The following is a 21,066-nucleotide window of genomic DNA, read 5'->3' as shown; positions in this document are numbered from 1 at the left end:
ACGCGGTCAGTGCTCACGACACCCGGATTCCGGCGTTTCCGCAGGGCTCAGTGCTCACGATCACGAGGAACCTACAAAGCATGTAGGTTCCGCGCTTCGATGGGCAACAGACACGTGAAATGTGCGATGGATGAGCAATTTCACGGGTCTGTGGTCACTGGCCACACTCAGTGACCACGGTTCCCGTCATGGCGGTCAAGAGTCCAGCCTGCTTCCAACAGGAGGCACGAGTTGGCCATGACATCCGGTAAGACGATGCCTCGGTGCGTGCAGTCACCTTCTGTGAGATGCGGGTGGCGGACTTCACGTGGTCTGCACCGTGGCGGGTGTTCGCTTTTCGCTCCGTCCACAGTGCAGATGCACCACTCGGGACGCTGTGCATCGGCAACAATGGCTGGGCTCGTGGTCTTTGAGAGCCGACTGGAGCTTGCCCGGCTGCTTGTGGCCGACGTGGATCCTGCGGTACACGGAATCCATGCTCAGCCATGCCGTCTGAGCCATGGCGAGCACGAGGGCGAATGGCCAGTCTCCGTGGACCACGCCGACATCAGGAAGCTCTGCTTTCGGGATTCGCAGAAGCCTCGCCTGTGGCACAGCCCGGCCTGGGAGCACGCCCCGGCCCTGAACGGGCCGGCCAGCCTGGAAGCGTTGGAGTACGCACGCCGGATCGTGGCCAGGACAGAGGCTCGTCGAGTCCACGACGGAAACGGTCCGCAGCGCTACTTGCGCGTGCGCGACGCCTGTGAGAGCGCGTCGACGGTTACTCCCACGATCGTCAGGAGCTGCGCCGGGCTCGCCCCAGCTCTGCTCATGACGGCGAGAGACTGGTTCACGGCGGCCACGTGTTCAGCGAAGGCATCGGCGTCCTGGCCGGTCAATCGGCCTGCCTTCAGTGCGGCACGTAGACGCGAGCGCTGGAAGCCCAGTGCCTCCTTCGCGCGAGCCGCGACGCCCTGGCTCAGCACCGGAATTGCCATGGCCGACTGGGCGACCAGGCATCCGTCCGGCAGTTCGGGATCGGCGATGCGCGCGAGGGTGACGTCGAAGAACGCACGAACGGCTGTAAGAGGCTCCGAGGCCGCACACGACAGGGCGGCGTCGTACTTGTTGCCATAGCGCGCGGCATAGCGATCCAAGCAGCGCAGGAAGAGCGTGTCCTTGTCGCCGAGCGAGGAGTAGATGGAGCTGCGGTTCAGGCCGGTTGCCCGGGACAGATCGTCCACTGAGGTGTCGGCGTAGCCCGCGCGCCAGAACTGGATCATCGCGGCGTCAAGTGCCGTGTCCATGTCGAATTGCTTCTTGCCTGCCACGTGGCACTTCCTTGCCGGTGTGTCGATGTTCCGTGTCGCGCCGCACCATTCTATCTTGAACCATTCATTTCAAGATGTGTTAGCGTCCAAGCATGGCCATGGCCGGGCGTCCCCCACGGCGCGACATTGTTCGTCCAGTCCGGGCTCGTCGTGCCTGTCCTGCTACTGGGCCTCACCGATCAGGCCGTCGGGCCCCGGACGTCGAGCAGCACGCCGGCCGCTCGCGGCATCTGCACCGTGCTTGTGGGCCCAACTCTCGGGCGGAGCTCCGAACCAGGACACCCAACACCGACGGAGGATCCCCGTGATTGACCCTGCGACCAGCGCTCGGCACGTCCGCGAAAGCAACCCTGTCCCCGATCTGCCCCTGCACGACCTGGCGGGATTCACCCACTGCTGGGTTGACGCCGACGGCGTCCGCCTTCATGCCGTCGAAGGCGGCCGGCCGACCGGCCCAGCCATTGTCCTGCTCGCCGGATTCCCGCAAACCTGGTGGGCATGGCGAAAGGTCATGCCCAGCCTCGCCGGCCGGTTCCACGTCATCGCGATCGACCTGCCGGGGCAGGGCCACTCCGAGCGCCCGGAGCGCAGCTACGACACGCACACGGTCGCCGCGCACGTCCACGCCGCCGTGAAGGCTCTCGGAGTGTCGAATTACTGGCTGGTCGCCCACGACATCGGCGCCTGGGTCGCTTTCTCTCTCGCACTCCAATTCGAGAGCCAACTGCGCGGGGTCGCTTTGCTCGACGCCGGAATTCCGGGCATCTCCCTCCCCGAAGCGATTCCCACCGACCCGGATCGGGCGTGGAAAACCTGGCACTTCGCGTTCCACCTTGTGCCCGACCTGCCCGAGACGCTGCTTGCCGGCCGCGAACGGGACTACGTCGGCTGGTTCCTGAAAGTGAAGGCCCTCTCTCCAGACACATTCGAGGACGCCGAGCTCAACCACTACGCGGCGGCCGTCGCCGTCGACGGTGGCCTCCGCGCTTCCCTCGCCTACTACCGGGACGCCGCCGAGTCGGCGCGCAAGAACCACGAGGCGCTCAAGCGGCAGCACCTGACTGTGCCCATCCTCGGAATCTCCAGCAGCCACGGCTCCATCCCGGACATGGCGGCCTCCATCAGCCCATGGGCCGACAACACCACCGGAGTCGTCGTGCCCGACGCCGGGCACTTCATCCCCGATGAGCAGCCCGAAGCCGTCGCTGCCGCTGTAGCCGATTTCATCCTCGACGGCGACTGACACCGGTCAAACCTGTCCGGCTGCGCACCGCCCCAGTCCGCGCGAAGTCACGAGCGCGCCTCTGGCCAGGCCCTCTGCGGACGTTTTGCCGGCAGCACGCACTCGCGGTCACCGCTGAGGAGACCCCACGGGAGTTCTGCTCATGATCAGCCAACGCCGGCAGTGCTCATCACGCTCGGATTCCGGCGTTTCTGCAGGAACCAGTGCCAATGAAATCGCGGAACCTACAGAAGCACGGGGCGCGCACGTGAACGCCCACAACCTCTCATCACGAAGCGCAACGGCCCCGCGCTCCGGTTCCACACCCTTCCCACCGAGCCCCGAGACGACGACATGCCTCTCCCCCGCTCCCACATCCGAGCGACCGCCGAGGCGTATCTCACCCGGCATCCACAAGGGCGGGAAGCCCCGGCCGAGCTACTGGCCGCCCTCGACACCACCGACGAACCGTCCAACCGCTCCATACAGCGAGGACACGATCACGCCGACATGATCCCAGTGGACCAACCACACCGCCCACCCACCGCGATGACTTTTCGAGCGGCACAGGTCCGAGTGCCTCAGCACGGTTTCGGGGCTGCTTCGGCGTCGCGGATGGCGTGGGCTGCGTTGATGAGTCCGATGTGGCTGAAGGCTTGGGGGAAGTTCCCGAGGGCTTCGCCGGTGCGCGTGTCGACCTCTTCGGGGAGGAGGCCGACGTCGTTGGCGTAGGTGAGGGCGTCCTCGAAGACTTGGCGGGCGCGCGGGGTCTGGCCGGTCAGGGCGAGGGCTTGGGCGAGCCAGAAGGTGCACAGCAGGAAGGTGCCCTCCTCGTGGTCGATGTCGTCTTTGAGGTAGCGCCGTACCAGGCCGCGGGTATCGGTCAGCTGCCGGGCGATCGCCTCCACGGTGGAGCGCACGCGGGGGTCGTCGCCGGGCAGGAATCCGATCAGGGGCAGTATCAGCGCGGAGGCGTCGAGTTGCTCGCTGCCGAAGGACTGGGTGAACGCTCCGGCTTGGCTGTTCCAGCCCTGGTCCTCGATGGCGTCGCAGATCTGTTCGCGGGTGTGCTGCCAGTCGGCGATGCGGTCGTGAGCGTTCAGGGCGGGGGCGAGGTCGATGGCGCGGTCCAGGGCGGCCCAGCACATGAGTTTGGAGTGCAGGAAGTGGCGGCCCGGGCCGCGTACCTCCCAGATGCCCTGGTCGGGGTCGGCCCAGCGGTGGGCGGCTGCTTCCGCGCACTGACGGAGGAAGGCCCGGACGGGCGGGTCGAGCGGCACGTCGTGCGGCAGGGTCTGGTGGGCCGCGTCCAGGAGTTCGCCGTAGACGTCGAGCTGGCGCTGGCACCAGGCGTCGTTGCCGACCCGGACCGGGGCGCTGCCGCGCCAGCCGGACAGGTGCGGCAGCACGCGTTCGCTCACATCGCGCTCTCCTCCGATGCCGTACATGACCTGGAGGTCGACACCCCGTCCGAGCTGGGTCGCGGCGGCCTGGGCGAGAAAGGCGAAGAAGTTGTTCTTCTCCTTTTCGCAGGCGGCGGTGGCCAGGGCCTGCAGGGTGAGGCTGGCGTCGCGCACCCAGGTGTAGCGGTAGTCCCAGTTGCGGGTGCCGCCGATGCTCTCGGGCAGGGAGGTGGTGGCCGCAGCGACCATGGCTCCGGTCGGCACGTAGGTCAAGGCGCGCAGTACGCGCCCGCTGTGGCGGACCTGTTCCTGCCAGGGGCCGCTGTAGGCGCTGTGGAGGGCGGACCAGGAACGCCAACCCGCGCCGGTGTCGCCCAGCCGCCGGTGGATGCGGCGGCTGGGCCAGGGCCTGGGGTCCGGCTCCCATGCCGGCGCGGCGCTCAGTGCGAGGTCGAGGCGGTCCCCGGCCCGAAGGGTGACCTCGCCGTGGGCCGTGGATCCCTCCACCCGCAAGGCGACGTCGGTGGACAGCATCAGGACGTGAGCGCCTCCGCGCGCTGCCAGACCCCCGTGGACCGGTGTCATGACCGGTTGGACCAGCCCGAATTCCGGGCGTGGGGCGTACTCGATGGCGATGTTCAGCTGTCCGTGTGTGCAGGTGACCTGCCGCAGTACGGTTCCCGGGGAGGACTTGCCCATCGCGTGGCCGCGTTCGCGTTTGCCCAGGGCCAGCGCGTCGAGCAGCACCGCCGTCCCGGTGGGGGCATGGAAGGTCGTCTCCAGGACGAGGGTCTGCGGTAGGTAGCGGCGACTCATCTCGGCCGGCCCACTGGGGCGGATCGACCAGTGGCCCGCGTCGTGGTCCAGCAACCGTGCGAAGACTGCCGGGCCGTCGAAGCGCGGGAAGCACAGCCAGTCGACCGACCCGCCGCCACTCACCAGCGCCGCAGACCGGCAGTCCGAGAGCACGGCGTAGTCACCGATGGGTCGCTCGCTCATGTGACGCCCTCTTCCGCAGCCTCGACCCCGCAAAGGCCGACGCGGCCGGCCGCTCTGGTGGTCCGTGATACATGATGAGCCCCCGGGCCTGTTTGCTGATTCGTGACACGAGCGAACCGGGGTCCCGGGTTGCCTGCAGGCAGTGGATCCAGCTGAGACCCACTGACAAGAGGGCGCCGTCTCGCGGATCGCCTGTAGCTCTTGTCTCCTGCCCGCCACGTGGGACGTCTGGCCGCTGGTCACCACCGGGGCCGCGAGTCGCTGGGCCGTCGGGGTAGATGTTGCGCCAACCGGCCGTCTGAGCAGCGCTGTACGGACGCTGCAGCAGCTGGTTCTGCTGGTCCCGCCTGGGCCCTCAGGCAGCACAGAGGGTGGCCGCCCGAGCCGGCTTTCACGTCCATGAGAGCTGGTCCGCGCAAGTGCGCCGCTTTCTCACGCTGACCTGCTGACACCAGTGTCGGCCCGGTCGCCCGGTGCTTGGCCAGAGGGCGTGACAGACCAGAGGACGAAGTGCGCCGCGATCCGATCGCGCCTGTTGCGAGGGCAGCGTCGGCCGGGTGAGCGCCGTCCCCGCTGACCCGCGTGTCGACGTGGTGCTTCCCTGCCTGGACGAGGCCCAGGCACTGCGGTGGGTCCTGCCCCGGGTCCCGGACGGCTGGTGGGCGATCGCTGTGGACTGTTGACTTGTATGGCTGCTTGATGGCGTGAATTCTGCGGCGGTATTTGGCGTCATCGTGGTGAGGCTGTGCCGTTAACGATCGTGTCGCCAGCCCCAATCGCAGGCAGATCGTGAGGTCCGAGGCGGGCCTGCGGCGCTGATCAGTCTCCCGAAGCAGGGCAGAGACGGCAGCGGTGTCGCGGTGCTTGCGGAGTTCCCGGTGCAGGGTGGAGCGGCTGATGCCGAGTTCGGCGGCGATCTGCTCGGGGAACGCGCCGTCCTTGATCCGCTGGGCGGCTCCGGCTCAGGTGGTCCGGTTCAGCTTGGCGGGTCGCCCGGTCGGCAGTCCGCGGGCTTCCTGGCTCTCGCCCATGCGGGTGCACGATTTGGACCGCTATAGCCTGATTCTCTCGGCGGTAGTACGTCCTCGTGTCGAGCCCGGGCCGCGCCGACGTCACGGTCCGGGCTCGGTGCGCGCGGCGGCTTCCGCTGCATCGGCGATGAGGTAGGCGCGTTCGCGGAGCGGCAGTTCCTTGAGGAACCAGCTCAAGGCGAAGGCGGCCAGCCCGATCCGCACGCCGACGAGGAAGACGACGTGCAGCGAGTCGTTGAACGCCTGGATGAACCCGTGCTTGATGGGCGCTGGCAGCGCGTTCAGCTGCGCCGGACCGGCGGTCACCGCGCTGCCGTGGAACTGGGCGACAGCCGCCGGGGGCAGGTACTTGGGCAGGTTCGCGGTCAGTTGGCGGTTGAACACCGCGCCGAGTGCGGAGACGCCGAACGAGCCGCCGATGGTGCGGAAGAACGTGGTGGCGGAGGTGGCCGCGCCGAGTTGCGCGTGCGGCACGGCGTTCTGCACGGCAACGACCAGGACCTGCATGACCAGGCCGATGCCGAGGCCGACCACGACCATGTACAGCGAGGATACGTCCAGGCCGGTGGCCGGGGTCATCAGTGACGACGTCAGATCCCGCACAGCATCCCGGAGAAGACGGACCAGATCCGCCACCGCCTCGCCCGAGGCTCGGCAGGCGGCCGCCCACCCGCCTTCGACCGGGCCTCGTACAAGCGCAGAAACGAAGTCGAGCGAACGATCAACGCGCTCAAGAACTTTCCGGGCCGTGGCCACGAGGTTCGACAAGCGGGCCTACGTTTTCCACGGCACCGTCACCGTCGCGGCGATCCGGCTCTGGCTCCGCCCATGATCCGCCGGGCAGAACCTGGCGGTGAGGCGCTCGAAAACCAGTGGAGCAGCGCCGCTGTGCGCCATTACTGACTTCGGCTCGTCAGGGTGTTCTTTCCGGAAGTCCCTGATGCAGTCCGGGTGTTGGTTGTATTCCGTGGTGTGTGAGATATGCGGATGGGGGCGGTCTGACCGCAGCGGGGCGTCGGCGCCGGGAGGCGCTACGGATCCAAGCGGCTGAGCTGTTCGAGCAGAAGGTCAGGCCACCGGAGGTCGCGCGGCGACTGCGGGTGAGCCGGAAGTCGGCCTATCAGTGGCAGCAGATGTGGCGGGACGGCGGTATGCGGACCCTGGTCTCGCGTGGCCCGAGTGGATCGCGGTGCCGTCTGACGCCGCGCTGTCTGGAGAAGTTGGCCGGGTATTTGGAGCAGGGGCCGGCCGCTCACGGTTGGGTGGAGGACCAGGTGTGGACCGCTGCCCGGGTGGCCACGCTGATCGGCAGGAAGTTCCATGTTTCCTACAGCGTCTCGGGCGCCACGAGGCTGATGCACCGACTCGGCTTCAGCCCGCAGGTGCCCGCGCGGCGGGTGGCCGAGCGTGATGAGCAGGCCGTGAGCGTGTGGCGGGAGGTGACCTGGGCGGAGGTAAAAGGGCCCGGGCGGCCTGCGGGGGTTACCTCTGCTTCGAGGACGAGGCAGGCTTCACCCGGCGGCCGCCCAAAGGTCACACGTGGGGCAGGCGCGGCCGAACTCCCGTCGTGACGGTCAGCGGCCGGCGTTCGGGACGGCTGTCGGTGGCCGGGCTGATTGCGATGCGGCCGGGTTCTCGGACCCGGCTGTGTCACCGCCTTCGGACCCACCCCGCTGGCAAGAGCGCGCGTCGCAGCATGGGCGAGCGGGACTTCATCGCGCTGGTCGACGGAGTCCACCAGCTGGTCAAGGCCCCGATCGTGCTCGTGTGGGACCGGCTGAACACCCATATCTCCCGCAGGATGCGCGACCTCGTGGCCGAGCGTGACTGGCTGACGGTATTCCTGCTGCCCGCCTACTCACCCGACCTGAACCCCCGTCGAGTGGGTATGGGCCCACGTCAAACGCAGCCTGGCCAACCTCGCCGTCATGGCCCTGGACCGACTCGAAGCCCTCGTCCGCAACCGGCTCAAACGCCTCCAGTGCCAGCCCGACACCCTCGACGGCTTCATAACGGGCACCGGTCTGCCCCTCGACACCCCAACGTCACCCTGACGAGCCGAAGTCAGTACCCACGGGCCCCGCGACATCTGGAAGGAACTCCAGGACCTGGCCGGCCGGTGGCGGGCGGCTGGCAGCCCCAGCCGCTACCACCTCCTCCTCGAGGCGGACGGTGATCAACAAGCCGTATCGGCGAGCGGCCGTCTGTCCTGGCGCCTTCCCCTCCCCCGCCCGCTCGACAAGGGAGCATCCACATGACCTATCCCGACGATCCCTTCCCGGGCCTGCCCTCGGGCCAGGAAGCCCTGTTCGCGGCGGCCGCCACCGAGTACGACCGCTACCGGCCGGGTGTGCCGGCCGAGGCGGCCGAACTGCTCGCCGACACCGTCCGAGATCTACCCGATCCGACGCTGCTGGACCTGGGCACCGACACCAGGCAAGTTCCCCGAGGCCCCGTGGTCACGGTTCTGCTCATCCGGCGTCCGGGTGGTGAGCGGTGAGCGCCGGTCAGCGGCACACCGAGCCGGTGGACGTCCATCTGATCCTGCGCCGGGAGACCGCCGACGGGCCGGAGGTTCTGCTGTCGCGGCGGGCCGGCCAGGTGTACGCCGCGGGCTCGGGGCATCTGGACGGTCCGCACGAGGACGTCGTCGCCGCCCTGGTGCGCGAGGCGCGGGAGGAGACCGGCGTCGTCATCGACCCGGCCGACGTCCGGGCCGCCGTGACTGTGCACCACCGCAGCCCCGGGGGCGCCAGTCGCACCGGATACTTCTTCGAGGTCCGGCAGTGGCAGGGCGAGCCCCGGATCGCGGAGCCGAAGGTCTGCGACGCGATGGACTGGGCGCCCCTGGACGCTCTGCCCGCCGGGATGGTTGCGTACTGCCGTGCCGGCCTGGACGCCTACACCGCTGGCGCAAGCCTCGCCGTGCACTTCCAACTGCCCTCCGACCCCATCGTGTTCGACCCCGGCACCGACCGGCTGCGCCTCGTCCCGAACGTGGCCGGCCGGGCGGCCGCCGACCGTCCCAACGCTGCGGTCGTGGAGTTCGCGGAGCGGGCGGTCGGCCGGATCACCGAATGGACGGACACGTCGTGGGCGCGCGAGAACAGCCGCGTGTGGCGGGCCCGCGGTGCCCAGGGCGGCACCTGGTACGTGAAGGTCCACCAGAATGATCGGTTCCACGGCCGGGAAGTTCGGGGGCTGCGGACGTGGGCGTCGGCGCTGGGGGCGGCCGCGCCCCGGCTGGTGGCCGCCGATGAGACGCTGAGGGCGGTGGTGCTCACCGCGGTGCCGGGCCTTCCACTGCACGGTGTTGTCCTTGCCCCGGAGCAGGAGAGGGCGATCTTCCACCGGATCGGCGCGCTGGCCCGCCGCATCCACCAGTCCTCCCCTGCCCGTCCCGCTCCGGCCGGCAGCGGCCCGGCTGCCGCCAAGGCCGACCGGCACCTGGCGGCGGCGCGGTCTCATCTGATGCCGGGTGATGAGGAGTTCGTCCGCGAGCTCGTCCGGCAGGCCGAGGTCCTGAAGCCGCTGGAGTGGGTGGAGACTCATGGGGGTTTCCAGCTCCGCAACATCCTCTACACCACCGGCACCGCCGTCTCCGACGCGGCGCTCGGGGCGGTCGATCCCGGCCTCTTCGTGGCGGTGATCGACCTTGAGCGCAGTGAGCCCGGGCCGGCCGTACGGGATCTGGTCCGCCTGTCCGATGCCTGGGACGGCCGCCCCGACCTGTTCGACGCGTTCCTGGCCGGGTACGGCCGGCCCCTGACCGGCGCCGAAGAGGCCCAGTTGGTCATCGAGATGGCCCTCGATTCCGTGAGCGGGATCGCGTACGGCGTCGCCCACGGTGATCCCGAGCTGGTCGAGCGCGGCCGGCGGACGCTGGCCCGGCTGCGCGCCGAGCACCGTGCCCCCCTCTCATCGACAGGAGAAGCCTGGTGAACTCCGACACGGAACCGGCCGCCGCAGCCGAACCGCAGGACGCTGCCGCACGACCGCCGGTCCGCGCGGCGACGCCCGCTGACGCCGAGCCCATCGTCCGGATGCGCTCCGAGCACGTCCTCTCCCGGCCCTTGAGCGAGGAGTGGATTCGGCAGTGCACGGACGAGCTGGCGCCCCGGCTGACGCCGGTGGGCGACGCGCGCGCGTTCGTCATCGACGCGCCGGACGGCACGATGGCCGCCTGCGCCCTCGGCCTGATCCATCCCGTACTCCCGGCTCCGGCCTATCCCCGGGGCCTGGCCGCCCGCGTCCACGTGGTCGCCACGCACCCGCAGATGCGACGCCGCGGCTACGCCCGGGCCGTGGTCTCCACATTGCTCGACCACCTCGCCGGCGTCGAGCACGTCACGCTGTTCGAGCTCCACGCCAGCGTGGAAGCCGCACCTCTCTACCGTGAGCTGGGCTTCGCGGGCAGCCCGGCACTGATGCGGATGACGCGTCTCCAAGAGCCGGCCGCAGCGAACACCACGGAGAGCAGCCCTACCTGGCTGCCGCCCGAGCAGTACGCCGAGACGGTCCTCAAGGCCACCGCGTTCGCGTGCGTCTACTTCACCGACGAGGACGGCCGACCACTCCAGCTGCACTCCGTCTACTCCCCCGCACATCCCTGGCAGCTGGTCGGCGGAACGATGGACAAAGGTGAGAGGCCCTGGGAGACGGCCGTGCGCGAGTGCCAGGAGGAGACCGGCCTGACCGTGTCCGGACCGCCCCGGCTGCTGGCCACCGTGTACGGGCTGCCCGGTGCCGAGTGGCCCTACAGCACGATCGGGATGGTCTTCGACGGCGGCCGTCTCACCACGGCGCAGATCCGCGGCATCACCCTGAATCCGCAGGAGCACGACGAGGCCCGCGTCCTGCCCTTGGAGCGATGGAAGGCGTTGATGCCCGCCCGCGACTTCGCGCGCCTGAGCGCGGTGGCGGAAGCCCGCCGCACCGGCGAGGCCGCGTACTTCGGCACCTGGGACTGGGGCAACGAATGAACAGCAGCGGCGTGTTGATGTCCGACCGGCGCATGGCCTCGATCCCCGTGCAGGACCGCGGCGAGGACCTCGTCGACGTCCGGGCGCACGGGCTGGCGGTCGATGTTCGCAGACGCGACGCGGCCGGGGCCTTGGCGCACGTCCGGCAAGGAGTCCTCAGCCGGCCGCAGCACGCGCAGTCGCTGCTGCCCATCGCCGTGCTGCTGCTGTTCGTCGAGGGCTTCCGGCCGCCTGCTCTGCAGCGGAGGTACTTCGAGGAGTACTCCGGCGAGTTGGCCCGCGCCCACCCGGGCTGGCAGACCGCCGAGCTCCGGGAGGCCGCCAGCCGCTCCGTGTCGCCTCCGGAGATCGCACCGCACTCCGCCGGCGCGGCCGTCGACGTAACGCTGATCGACCACCTCGGCCGCGAGCTGGACATGGGCACGCGCGTCGACGCCTACCCGGAGGAAACCAACGGCGCCTGCTACACCGACGCAGCCGGCCTCAGCTACCGGGCCCGCACGAACCGGGCCACGTCGGGCGGCGTCCTGTCGGCCGCCGGGCTGATCAACTACGGGACCGAGTGGCACTGCTCGTTCGGTGACCGGTACTGGGCGCTTCAGACCAAGCAGCCGGCCGCACTGTACGGCCCCGTCGAACTCCCTTGACACCGACCACCCCGCCTTTCACGAACGAGGAGCGATCTGTGGGAATCACCCGGACCGACTGGTCCGAGCACTACAGCAGCGGGCAGAGCTTTCGGCGACTCGGGGACGAGGAGAAGGGCCTGCTCATCGAGCACGCCCCGGCGCCCGAGGGCGGGCGCGCGCTCGACGTCGGCTGCGGCACCGGCGAGATGGCCGTCCACCTCGCTTCCCTCGGGTACGCCGTCGACGCCGTGGACTTCGCCGAGGGCGCGCTGGAGCGGGCCCGCGCGGAGCACGCCGGAGCGGAGGGGGTGCGCTGGCTGTGTCTGGACGTGGAGCACGACGGCCTGGCCGACCTCGCCGAGGACGGTTACGACCTGGTCGTGCTGCGGCTGTCCATCGCTTTCATCCGCGATCGCGCCCGTGCCCTGCGCCGTCTGGCCGCGCGGCTGCGCGAGGGCGGGGTGCTCGTCATCATCACGCCGGTCGTGGAGCACACCGCGAAGGAGCGACGCCACATCGCGCTGGACGAGAGCGAACTCGCCGCGCTCACCGACGGGTTCGAGTACGTCGACCGGTTCGACGCGCAGGGCCTGGCGGTGCTGGCCTTGCGCGGGCCGGCCGCATCGTTCAGCGCGGAGGAGAAGGGGCGGCCCGAGCCGCAGGCCGTCTTCGGTACCGCGGTGGTGGTCACCGACGCGTCCGGCCGGGTCCTGCTGGGCCGCTCGACCCGCGGCATGTGGGAGCTGCCCGCAGGCCGCATCGAGACGGGCGAAGCCGCGCCGGCGGCCGCTGTGCGGGAGTTGGCGGAAGAGACCGGACTGACGGCGCGCGTGAAGGACGCTCACGTCATCACCGTGCTCCACGACGACCGTCTCGACGTGCGTCGCGTCACCGCCGTGGTCCGCGTCACCAGCTGGGACGGTGAAGTCGGTCTGCCCGAGCCTCACCGCTTCGTGCGCTGGGAGTGGCACGACCTGCACACCCTGGCCACCCTCGGGAAGATCTTCACGCCCAGCACCCAGGCCCTCACCGCCGTGTGGCCCGGGGTGCTGCCAGGGCTGCCGCCCGTCCACTCCTACGCGTGCTCCACCGCCGTCCCGCCGGTATCCGGGGAACCTGCCGAGGCCGCCCGGCTGCGCGAGCGGATGGCGGACATCGTGATCGGCAAGGGCTGGGCGCCCTCCCCGCGGGTTCAGGCCGCCCTGCGCGAGGTCCCCCGGCACCGGTTCGTCCCCGAGGCTTCGCTGGAAACGGCCTACCACGACGACCTCGCCGTGGTAACCGTCCGGGAGTCACTCCAGACCGCACTCAGCTCCGTCTCCGCGGCCTGGCTTCAGGCCGACATGGTCGAGCAACTCCGGCTGGAGCCGGGGATGACCGTACTGGAAGTCGGATCGGGCGGGTACAACGCGGAACTCCTCGCGCACGTCCTCGGGGACCGCGGCCGGGTCATCACCGTGGACGTCGACCGGTTCGTGGTGCACCGCACGCAGCGGCTGTGCGCGGAGGCCGGCAGCGGAAGGGTGATCGCCGTTCTCGGCGACGGCGGCCTTGGCGCACCCGGTCATGTTCCGGCCGGCGGGTTCGACGGCGTGGTGATCACGCACAACGCGGTGGACATCGCCTCGGCCTGGCGGGACCAACTCGCCCAAGGGGCACGACTGGTCGTCCCGCTGGAGCTGGGCGGCTACACGCGCTCGATCACCCTGGTCCGCCGCGGTGACGTGCTGCACTCCGAGCACTGGACGTACTGCGGTTTCGTGCGGGACCGCGGTGCCGCCGGCCGCACCGCTCCGGCCGTCCGCCTGGCCGACGGGGAAGTCACCGTGCGGTGGGAGGACGGTGCCAGCGGCGACACCACCGGGCTTGAGGAGGCGCTGCGCGGTCCCCGGCACGAGATCAGCACCAATCTCGTCGTCCCCGGCACGTTCAACTTCGAGACGTTGCAGGTCTACGCCGCGACCACCCTGCCCGGGTTCTGCCGGCTGGCCGCCCCGGAAGGGTCCAAGCTCGTAGCGCAGCAGGACGCGGCCGCGATGCTGATGGACGGCTCTCTCGCCTACCTCACGCACGGCCAGATCAAGGACGGTCCGGTGCCCGCCGACCGCCGCTACGAGTTCTTCATCCACGCCTACGGCCCGGCCGGCGCCGAGCTGGCCGAGCGGTTCGCCTCGTGCGTGCAGAGCTGGGACCGGCACGTGCGCGAGTCCGGATACCCGCCCATGAGCGTCCACCCGGCCGGCACGCCCGACGACCAGTTGCCGATCGGTGACGTGCTAGACAAGCCCTCCGCGCGGCTCGTCTTCCAGTGGCCGGGCCGTACTTGCTCCGCCGGTGAAGACCTGAGCGTCGCCTCGCCCGTCCAGGGGGCAGTGTGACGCCACGAGTGGATGTAGTCCTGCTGGCCATGGGCGACCGCCCCGAGGCGGAAGCACTGGCGCAGAAGACGACGCTGCTGGGCCAGGAAGAGGTCGAGGTGCGGATCGTTGTGGTGGGTAACGGGTGCGTCCCGCAGGCCGTGCCGCCCGGTGCGCTCGCCGTCGCCCTGCCGGAGAACATCGGCATCCCCGGTGGGCGCAACGCGGGTGCCGACACGCTGCGGCGGATCGGCCGGCCCGGCAGCCGTACGGGTGGCGGGTCGACGCCGTCCACCGCATCGCCCACGGCATGGGCGCACTCATGGCCGGCCATGAGCCGGCATCGCCATCAATGTGCTCGGCAGCTACGGCGTGTGCCTCGCCTGGAACGCCCCAGACGCTCGTGAAAAACATGCCCCGTCCGTGGCAGCAACGCCCCGCCGGTAGATGGCACGGCAGGTGATCGCCCTCCCGTCGGCGCCGCGTCGGCGGCTTTCCCCACGTTCTCCGCCAAGAAGGAGCCCTTGATGGACGCCTCGCTGGATACGAGCCCCGCTGGCCTTCCCCGTCAGCCGCGGATGTCCGACGCCGAGTACGCCCGGTCCCGGCACGCGGTCTGGATGAGCGCTGCGGCGCTGTTCACCGACCCGCTCCGCCGTGTCCTGCTGGTCCAGCCCGCCTACCGTGAGCAGTGGCTGCTGCCCGGCGGGGCTGCCGAGCGCGGCGACGGTGCAGGGCGGCCGGTGGCGGCCTGGGGTCCCACTGCGCGAGAACGGCGGCCGCGTGGCAGAGGTTGTTCTCGGCGGGCTTGCCGTCGGTGCGCCCGGGCCGGCCGGTCGGGAGCGGCTCTGTCACGTCCCGCAGAGCCCGCTCGGTCCGGGCGGTGACGGTCACTGTTGCATCTTGGTGATCATGGGGTCGATCTCGGGAGCCGGACGTCGACACCGCAAACTCGCCGCCTGGCTCGACACCCTCCAGACCAACACCCAACCCGCCCGCCGCCCCACCAACCGACGAACCCCCAACAGCCCAAGCAACTGGACCCCCAAGCGGCACAGCACCGAACCCTGACCCCGCCCTACCCCACGCACCCATCCTGGCCAGCACAAACGCCGAGGGCCCCTTACCAAACCGCGAGGGGCCCTCGGCATATCCGGACAACAAAACAGCCGGTCAAGCCGACATAATGTCGGATCGACCGGCCGCATTGCGTCGGTTGAACGTGCTGCACCAGGCCCAGGAACGGGCCGTCGAAGAGGTCGCCGCCCGGCTGGCACGGGCCGAGGGGTGCACGCGGAGGCTGGACGCCCTGGCCCACACCGACGTCGTCGGCGACCGGGACGAGGAGGCCTAGGACGTCGAGTCGGTCCTGTCGCGGATCAAGGCCCACCGCGGGAACGTCAGCCTGAACTCGCTGCTGGACGAGATCGCCAAGCTCCGGCAGGTCCGCGCCCTGGCCGTGCCCGCCGATGCCTTCGTCCGGATCGGCCCGCAGGTCGTCGACGCCTGGCGGGCCAGAGCGGCGGCGTCCTCGCCCAGCCACCTGCGGCGCTTCGGCCCCGATGTGCGGCACGTGCTGCTCTCCGCGCTGATCTTCCGCCGCGAGCGGGAGATCACCGACACCCTGGTGGAGTTGCTGAACTCCACCGTGCGCCGGATCAACGCCCGCGCGGAGAAGAAGGTCACCGAACACTTCGTCGCCGAGTTCACGCAGGTCCGGGGCAAGTCCGGACTGCTCGGGAAGATCGCCGCTGCCTCCCTGGGCCGCTCCGAGGACTCCGTGCGCGACGTGGTCTATCCGGCAGCCGCCGGGGAGAGGACGCAGCGGGGCCTGGCCGCCGGCGGGGTAGAGGAGGGAGGAGCGGCGCCGGGCGGGCCCTGGGGAAGGGGTCGACGGACATCAGGGGCGCGGGCGGTCAGGAAGACGGTGGGTATCAGTACCAGGCCGTCGGCGCGGGGGCCGTGGCAGCGGAAGGGGCTGGCGACGTATAAGTCGCTGCCGTCCCAGGTGATGTGGGGGTGGAGGGTGCTGAGCATGGTGGTCAGGCCGTGGCAAGCGATGAGGTGGGCGCGGTAGGTGACGTCGGCATCGAGGGCGGCCCGCACGTCAGGCCAGTACGGGGCCAGAGCCGTTCGCCAGAAGAGGTCGAACTCGGCGGGGGCATGCTCGGCCAGGGGCCGTTCCCCGCGTTCAATGAGGCCAAGGAGCGGCCGCGGCAGGGGCGCGCCGGGCATGGCGGCTTGGACGCTGCCGGTGACGACGAGGTCGAGTTCGGGCCCAACCCGGCTCAGGTACGGGGAGATTTGGGTCAGGTCGAGCGGGTCCACGACCGGGCCCTTCCGGGAGGGCGGGACGGCACCCTGAAACGGGCTCTCATGGGGAGGGATGCGTGTTTGGGATCGGTCTTGATGCACGGGCATTGGAGGAAGTGCGGTTCGCCATCTCGGCGTTGGACACCGCACAGGTTCCCAGCCGCCCAGGGGTGCCATCCCCGCTCGCCCTGCCGCTCGCACGGCGGCGCAGCCGCAGCCGCCCATCATGCCGACAGCTCGGGCCCGGGCATTTGTCCCGCGCATGGCCGCACGGCCATGCGCGGAAGCGACCTGACACAACAACTCGCCGAAGGCTGACGGTCCATAGGAGGCAGATCACCCAAACCGGCGATAGCACCACATCTGTTGCACTTGCTAGAGTCACCTAAAATCGCGCTGAGCTGCGGAAAGTCGATCTGACTCGCCTCGCGCCGCAGCTACTCCCCCGGAGAACGGAGGGAACGAGTACGTCTTCGGTGCCTTGGCCACACCCTAAGAATACGCTCATGTGTTCGATTCGTGGGGGTGCGGGCGCCACCGCCTGGGGGCTCACCCATGCGGCTCTGCGAGGTGCCGGACGGGGCACCGGGCCGGACCATGAAAGTGCGCCCGCCAGCCTCACCGCCTACAGCTGCGCCTGGGCGCTGTCGCGGCAGGCCCGGCCTGCTGCTTGCTGTAGGGTCTCGCGGCTCGTGTCATAGGGCGCAGCCCTGACCAGCGGGTTTCTGGGCTGTCTCAGCCAATGTCCGCGTGCCTGTGTCTCAGGTCCGTGGAATTTCTTCAGGGCCGGTATCAGCAGCCATCCGTTCCGCCCACTCACGCACGGTCACGGCATGCTCTATGCATCTAACGATGGCCTTCTGGGACGCCGCGTCCAAGGTCTCCGGGATCTTGTCGAAGGTGTCGGGAAGAACGTCAAGCAATCCCCAGATCTGTTCGCCGGTGCTGACGGTCAGCAGCTGCTGGCACCTCCACTGCAGCGGCACCTCGGGACGGTGCCTGAGCCGCTGCACGAGCGTAGGGAACAGGTAGTGCGTCGCCTCTGCGGCCAGGTGCTCTTGGAGCCAGTCGACCGGGAGCCGCTGGCTGAAGCTGTGCATGGCGGCCTCCTGGGCCAGGTCCAGGAGCTGAGCGGTGTCGACGGCTCGGACAGTTCGAGGAAGGGGCGGGGTCATGCCGCGATGATGCCAACAAGTCTCCGCGGGGCCGAGAGGTCAGCTGGGCCGGGATGCGATATGGCGACGGGCAGACCTCCAGACTTCCTCGAACTCCTCGAAAGTAAGTTGCTCGGGGTCGTGGCCTTCCCAATTCGAGATGGGCAGCTCGGCTGTGATCCCGAACCTGCTGTCGTACTCATCGAGGCAGCCCGCGTCGTAGGCCCGCTGCCACTCGGCGAGGGAGGCAGCTGCGATCGGAGTCAGCTCAGGCCCTTCGAGCTCGACCTGCCGGATCACCCAGCCTTCAGCGTCGACCTCGAAGTAGAACCAGGTGTCTTCCTCGTCCCAGTAGCAGCGCATCCATGTGGTCACCGGTCAATGATGACGGTGCTGAGAGGCCAGCGCCGGGGTGCGGCTGCCGCTTGTCGCCGACCTGCGACAAGCGGCAGCGTCTGCTGTTTGTGTCAGCGGAACCGGCGAAGGAGGGCCGCTGCGGCGACGACTGCGCTGGTGATCGACCCTGCCGTCTGGAGCGGAACGCTGAGCGCCTGGTGGCCCAGGACGGCGTAGACCACGCCTCCGGCCAGTACGGCCAGGACGGCGGTCACCATGTACCGCAGCATCTGCGACACCGCCGTGGCCGGCTGCGGCTGCTGGGTGGCCGGCACGGCGGCCGCCGGAACTGTCGGCTGCGTGGGCGGCGCAGCCGCAGGCTCCGTCGGCGCGACGGGCGGGAACGGGGCCGGGGCGGGCACGACGCCCGGGGCATCGGGTGCGGAGACTGTGTACGCGGTCGTGTAGGTGGCCGTGCACGTGGTCGTGTAGGTGGTCATCGGTCGGATTCCTTTCGAGCGTCACATCAGGTGTGTCTCCCGCCCCTTGGATGGGGCGGGCGGGTTGGACAGGAGCACCTTCCGTGTCGGGGCCACGGCGATCCAGTTCTCGCGAAAATCCGCGGTGACCCCTCTCGCAGCCGCTTCTGACGGTGATTCGCGAGATTCGCGAGAAGTTGACGGCAGCACGATGCGGGGGCGCTGGCTAGCGGCGCAACGCCTGCCGGCCGCAGCATTCGCCGTGCCCGTTGTCCGCCGCGTCTGTCATCCGCCGACCACCACATCCGCCATCAGGTCCAGGGCAGAAAGCAGCGCACGGAGAGATGTTGGCGTTCCGCGGGCCGCATACCAGCCGGCCTGAGCTGCACAATCGCGCCGCGACGGCGCATCGCGAGGCAACACTGGTTGCAGCACGGGCTAACACCGGCTGCAACCTAGGGGGCCCGGGGCGACAGGGGGCGCGGCGGGGCTGATGATGTCCCTTGTGTGCCGGCCCCGCCGCGGCTCTCGGCTTTTAGGAAAGAGTCCGGGGTATCCGGCCGGTGTACGACCCCGTGACGTCAGTGGAGTACGGCTGGCGCGGCTCGTCTCCGCCTACACGTGTCATCGTCCTGAGGGACAGGGCGAAGCGTCGGATCGCCGTTGCAGACGGGAAAGCTGGCGCGAGGCCATGGACTGCCGTGGGGCGAGGCTGGTGCTGAGCGCTGTTTCGACTGCCAGAATGACGGCGATCTGGACGGCGAAGTCTTCTCTCGGTAGGGGGATTTCGAAGTCGGGGTTGTCGACATAGCCGACGGCGACGGACACGTAGTCCATCACGGCGTCGACGAGCTCGGTCCTGCTGCGGCTGGAGTCACTGAGCTGGCCCAGTACGCGCAGCACGGTCGGGATGCTGGAGTCGAGATTCGTGATCGGCTCCGGGAAGAGGATGGTGACTGCCTGCTGTGGGGCGGGCTGGGCGTCGAGCTGTGTCTGCTGGCGCCACCAGGCGGCCGCGTCGGTTTCCCCGAGCGAGAGGTGGTGGAGGTAGAGGCAGTACGAGGAAGCGGCGTCGCCAGCGCCTGCTGCGTACTGCCACCAGAACCGGGCACCGTCTTCGGCGTCCGTCAGCTGGAGGATGCAGCCCAGCACCCGGGCGCCGTGCGGCTCCGGCAACTGCTCGGTGATGAAGTCCTGCAGCAAGGTGTCGACGGTGTAGGCCACGACGCTCTCGCAGAGGATCTGCAATTCGTGCGCTGCCGTGTGGCTGGCCTGGTGTCGGCCGGAGGCGCACCCGAGGGAGTCGCGGCCGTCCGGCGGGAAGACAGCGCCGCTGTCCTGGTAGGGGACAACGTCGCGATACACGTGGGGTTCTTCGAGCAGCAGGGCGCGGGCGAGGAACTGGTCGATCGGAGTCACTGAAGGGTCCCTCCCGGGGCGGTACTGGAGTTGAGGGCGTTGGCCAAGGAACGCTGGGCGTGGCGGTCGGCGGAGCTCACGGAGGCAATCGGTGCGCCCAGGACGTCGGCGACGGCTTCCTCGCCCATGCCGCGCATGTATCGCAGGACCAGGACGTCGAGCTGGAAGGGCGGCAGGCGGCTGATGGCCTGGAACAGGCGCAAGGACTCCTCGATCTGGTTGAACCCGGCCGGGCCGCTGGTCTTGCTCAGGACGACGGTGTCGAAAACGGCGTGCGTGAGCTCTGGATAGCCGTCGATGTGCGGGGTGCGGGCCATGACGCCGCGGCGCAGGATCTGCCAGGAGAACTTCTGTACGTCAGAGCTGACCAGAACGTCTTCCCATCGCAGCCACAGGACGTCGGACGTTTCGGCAACTGTCCGCTCGGCCTCGTCGCGACGCAGAAAGACCCGGGCGTAGGCGGTGTAGGCACCCCGGTTCAGCTCGGTGAACCCGAGGTGGTCCAGCGGCGGGACGGCCGGGCCGGTGGACACGACCACCTTCGTTATGCACCCGTCGATCCAGTCCTGTTTCTTGCGCGCCTCACGCGCTGCCGCGGTCCGCAGCCGTCGCATCGGCCGCGTCGGTACGCCCAGGACGTGCAGCAGTCCGTGGGTGATCTCCCATCGGGGATATAAACCGGCGCCGCGCAGCAGCTCGGAGACCTTCGATTTCGACCACCCGGCTCGCTGCGCCAGCTCGGCGATGGTCAGGCCGCTGGTGAGGAACTTCTCCCTCAGGTGTTCCAGCCAGGCCCGGTGGGCAGCGCTCACACCGACGACAATGGGCCCCAGTTTGCGGCCCGGCTTACTGGAGGGTCGTCCTCGGGCTGCTGGAACGACGCAGACATAGGGGTCACGGCGCGTGCCCTTCGTCCGTTGCCGCCGGCGGCACAGCAGCACGTGAGGGCTCACCGCTGACTGCGGCATGGATGGTCTGCTGCACGAGCAGCCCGAGTGAGGGAACCAGCGCGGTGATCGCAGCGGCCTGCCCGAGTGCGGCCGTCACCACGCTCCGCGAGAAGACCGTCACCATCGCGATAACAGCCCACGCTTGCCTTGTGAACATCGAGACCTTTCCCAATGTGCTATCCGGAAGAGCTCCTCGGCGCGGTGCCGACGCGGTCATCGAGGAGCCGGGTAGTCAGGATGGGGGAAAGGATGTCGATCAGGCCACGTGATCATGAGATCGCGGAACAATGACATGAGGCCACGCAGCGCGCAGGCGCCTTCGCCGTCATGTGCGGACGCATGATGCCGCATTACATGTTTTTAGGGGCGAAGTTCCGGGTTTTCCTTGTACTTCGGCCCCCACCACCCGCCAATGAGTACCAGACGCCACTAGCGTCGACCTTCCCGTCCGGAAGGCCGTGTCCCCTCCCGTGCCGACGAAG

The 21,066-nt window shown here is 69.4% G+C and carries 21 protein-coding genes and 2 pseudogenes; 14 read left to right on the top strand and 9 right to left on the bottom strand.

Annotated features, from left to right (window positions below; all coding sequences use genetic code 11):
* Positions 1-719: 719 nt before the first annotated feature.
* Complete coding sequence (locus ACLJWH_RS40550; protein ID WP_411146835.1) at positions 720-1,310, bottom strand: TetR/AcrR family transcriptional regulator; 591 nt, start codon at positions 1,308-1,310, stop codon at positions 720-722.
* A gap of 304 nt (positions 1,311-1,614) precedes the next feature.
* Between ACLJWH_RS40550 and ACLJWH_RS40545 the strand changes: the two genes are divergently transcribed.
* Complete coding sequence (locus ACLJWH_RS40545; RefSeq protein WP_411146834.1) at positions 1,615-2,553, top strand: alpha/beta fold hydrolase; 939 nt, start codon at positions 1,615-1,617, stop codon at positions 2,551-2,553.
* A 560-nt stretch (positions 2,554-3,113) separates the two neighbouring features.
* On the opposite strand, the gene ACLJWH_RS40540 is transcribed toward ACLJWH_RS40545, so the two are convergent.
* Positions 3,114-4,934: a glycoside hydrolase family 15 protein gene (locus ACLJWH_RS40540; protein ID WP_411146833.1), complete on the bottom strand. Its 1,821-nt coding sequence runs from the start codon at positions 4,932-4,934 to the stop codon at positions 3,114-3,116.
* Positions 4,935-5,491: 557 nt separating this feature from the next.
* Here ACLJWH_RS40540 and ACLJWH_RS40535 point away from each other — a divergent pair.
* The gene (locus tag ACLJWH_RS40535; protein ID WP_411146832.1) at positions 5,492-5,617 is read left to right on the top strand and encodes a hypothetical protein; all 126 of its coding nucleotides are present in this window, start codon (positions 5,492-5,494) and stop codon (positions 5,615-5,617) included.
* A 429-nt stretch (positions 5,618-6,046) separates the two neighbouring features.
* Here the strand turns inward: ACLJWH_RS40535 and ACLJWH_RS40530 are convergent, their stop codons facing one another.
* Entirely contained in the window at positions 6,047-6,544 is a 498-nt protein-coding gene (locus ACLJWH_RS40530) for a hypothetical protein (RefSeq protein ID WP_411146849.1), read from the bottom strand.
* Between the two features lie 6 nt (positions 6,545-6,550).
* Here ACLJWH_RS40530 and ACLJWH_RS40525 point away from each other — a divergent pair.
* The 12 genes and pseudogenes from ACLJWH_RS40525 to ACLJWH_RS40470 form a co-directional block, all read left to right on the top strand.
* Positions 6,551-6,797 (top strand): annotated as a pseudogene (locus ACLJWH_RS40525) (IS5/IS1182 family transposase); the annotation flags it as partial.
* Between the two features lie 166 nt (positions 6,798-6,963).
* Positions 6,964-7,536 (top strand): helix-turn-helix domain-containing protein, encoded by a 573-nt coding sequence (locus ACLJWH_RS40520; protein WP_411146847.1) that lies wholly within the window; start codon positions 6,964-6,966, stop codon positions 7,534-7,536.
* Positions 7,512-8,019: pseudogene (locus ACLJWH_RS40515) on the top strand (transposase); the annotation flags it as partial. The gene ACLJWH_RS40520 and the pseudogene ACLJWH_RS40515, both read left to right, overlap by 25 nt.
* A 200-nt stretch (positions 8,020-8,219) precedes the next feature.
* Positions 8,220-8,465, top strand: a complete 246-nt coding sequence (locus ACLJWH_RS40510; protein ID WP_411146831.1) for a hypothetical protein — start codon at positions 8,220-8,222, stop codon at positions 8,463-8,465.
* Positions 8,462-9,907: a phosphotransferase gene (locus tag ACLJWH_RS40505; RefSeq protein ID WP_411146830.1), complete on the top strand. Its 1,446-nt coding sequence runs from the start codon at positions 8,462-8,464 to the stop codon at positions 9,905-9,907. The genes ACLJWH_RS40510 and ACLJWH_RS40505 overlap by 4 nt, the downstream gene beginning before the upstream one ends.
* Positions 9,904-10,947 carry a GNAT family N-acetyltransferase gene (locus ACLJWH_RS40500; RefSeq protein ID WP_411146829.1) on the top strand — a complete coding sequence of 348 codons (1,044 nt, stop codon included), beginning with the start codon at positions 9,904-9,906 and terminating at the stop codon, positions 10,945-10,947. Before ACLJWH_RS40505 ends, ACLJWH_RS40500 begins: the two co-directional genes overlap by 4 nt.
* Positions 10,944-11,594, top strand: a complete 651-nt coding sequence (locus ACLJWH_RS40495) for a M15 family metallopeptidase (protein ID WP_411146828.1) — start codon at positions 10,944-10,946, stop codon at positions 11,592-11,594. The genes ACLJWH_RS40500 and ACLJWH_RS40495 overlap by 4 nt, the downstream gene beginning before the upstream one ends.
* A 38-nt stretch (positions 11,595-11,632) precedes the next feature.
* Positions 11,633-13,954 carry a methyltransferase, FxLD system gene (gene fxlM, locus ACLJWH_RS40490; protein ID WP_411146827.1) on the top strand — a complete coding sequence of 774 codons (2,322 nt, stop codon included), beginning with the start codon at positions 11,633-11,635 and terminating at the stop codon, positions 13,952-13,954.
* Complete coding sequence (locus tag ACLJWH_RS40485; protein ID WP_411146826.1) at positions 13,951-14,340, top strand: hypothetical protein; 390 nt, start codon at positions 13,951-13,953, stop codon at positions 14,338-14,340. Before fxlM ends, ACLJWH_RS40485 begins: the two co-directional genes overlap by 4 nt.
* A 505-nt stretch (positions 14,341-14,845) precedes the next feature.
* Positions 14,846-15,004, top strand: coding sequence for a hypothetical protein (locus ACLJWH_RS40480; RefSeq protein ID WP_411146825.1), 159 nt, complete (start codon positions 14,846-14,848; stop codon positions 15,002-15,004).
* A 145-nt stretch (positions 15,005-15,149) separates the two neighbouring features.
* Positions 15,150-15,287 carry a hypothetical protein gene (locus ACLJWH_RS40475; RefSeq protein WP_411146824.1) on the top strand — a complete coding sequence of 46 codons (138 nt, stop codon included), beginning with the start codon at positions 15,150-15,152 and terminating at the stop codon, positions 15,285-15,287.
* A 105-nt stretch (positions 15,288-15,392) separates the two neighbouring features.
* Complete coding sequence (locus ACLJWH_RS40470) at positions 15,393-16,010, top strand: hypothetical protein (protein ID WP_411146823.1); 618 nt, start codon at positions 15,393-15,395, stop codon at positions 16,008-16,010.
* 997 nt (positions 16,011-17,007) lie between these two features.
* Here ACLJWH_RS40470 and ACLJWH_RS40465 read toward each other — a convergent pair.
* The 6 genes from ACLJWH_RS40465 to ACLJWH_RS40440 all read right to left on the bottom strand — a co-directional run bounded on the left by ACLJWH_RS40465 (position 17,008) and on the right by ACLJWH_RS40440 (position 20,741).
* On the bottom strand, positions 17,008-17,421 hold the full coding sequence (locus ACLJWH_RS40465; protein WP_411146822.1) for a hypothetical protein: 414 nt from the start codon (positions 17,419-17,421) through the stop codon (positions 17,008-17,010).
* A gap of 39 nt (positions 17,422-17,460) precedes the next feature.
* The gene (locus ACLJWH_RS40460; RefSeq protein WP_411146846.1) at positions 17,461-17,763 is read right to left on the bottom strand and encodes a hypothetical protein; all 303 of its coding nucleotides are present in this window, start codon (positions 17,761-17,763) and stop codon (positions 17,461-17,463) included.
* Positions 17,764-17,867: 104 nt separating this feature from the next.
* Positions 17,868-18,236 carry a hypothetical protein gene (locus ACLJWH_RS40455; RefSeq protein WP_411146821.1) on the bottom strand — a complete coding sequence of 123 codons (369 nt, stop codon included), beginning with the start codon at positions 18,234-18,236 and terminating at the stop codon, positions 17,868-17,870.
* 603 nt (positions 18,237-18,839) lie between these two features.
* Positions 18,840-19,634, bottom strand: a complete 795-nt coding sequence (locus tag ACLJWH_RS40450) for a hypothetical protein (RefSeq protein WP_411146820.1) — start codon at positions 19,632-19,634, stop codon at positions 18,840-18,842.
* The gene (locus tag ACLJWH_RS40445; RefSeq protein WP_411146819.1) at positions 19,631-20,446 is read right to left on the bottom strand and encodes a helix-turn-helix domain-containing protein; all 816 of its coding nucleotides are present in this window, start codon (positions 20,444-20,446) and stop codon (positions 19,631-19,633) included. The genes ACLJWH_RS40450 and ACLJWH_RS40445 overlap by 4 nt, the downstream gene beginning before the upstream one ends.
* Before the next feature lie 82 nt (positions 20,447-20,528).
* Positions 20,529-20,741, bottom strand: coding sequence for a hypothetical protein (locus ACLJWH_RS40440; RefSeq protein ID WP_411146818.1), 213 nt, complete (start codon positions 20,739-20,741; stop codon positions 20,529-20,531).
* Between the last annotated feature and the right edge of the window lie 325 nt (positions 20,742-21,066).

Source organism: Streptomyces sp. x-80, assembly GCF_046549095.1.
Taxonomy (GTDB): domain Bacteria; phylum Actinomycetota; class Actinomycetes; order Streptomycetales; family Streptomycetaceae; genus Streptomyces; species Streptomyces celluloflavus.
Note: the sequence above shows the minus strand (reverse complement) of the source record. Positions and strands in the feature narration are given on the sequence as shown.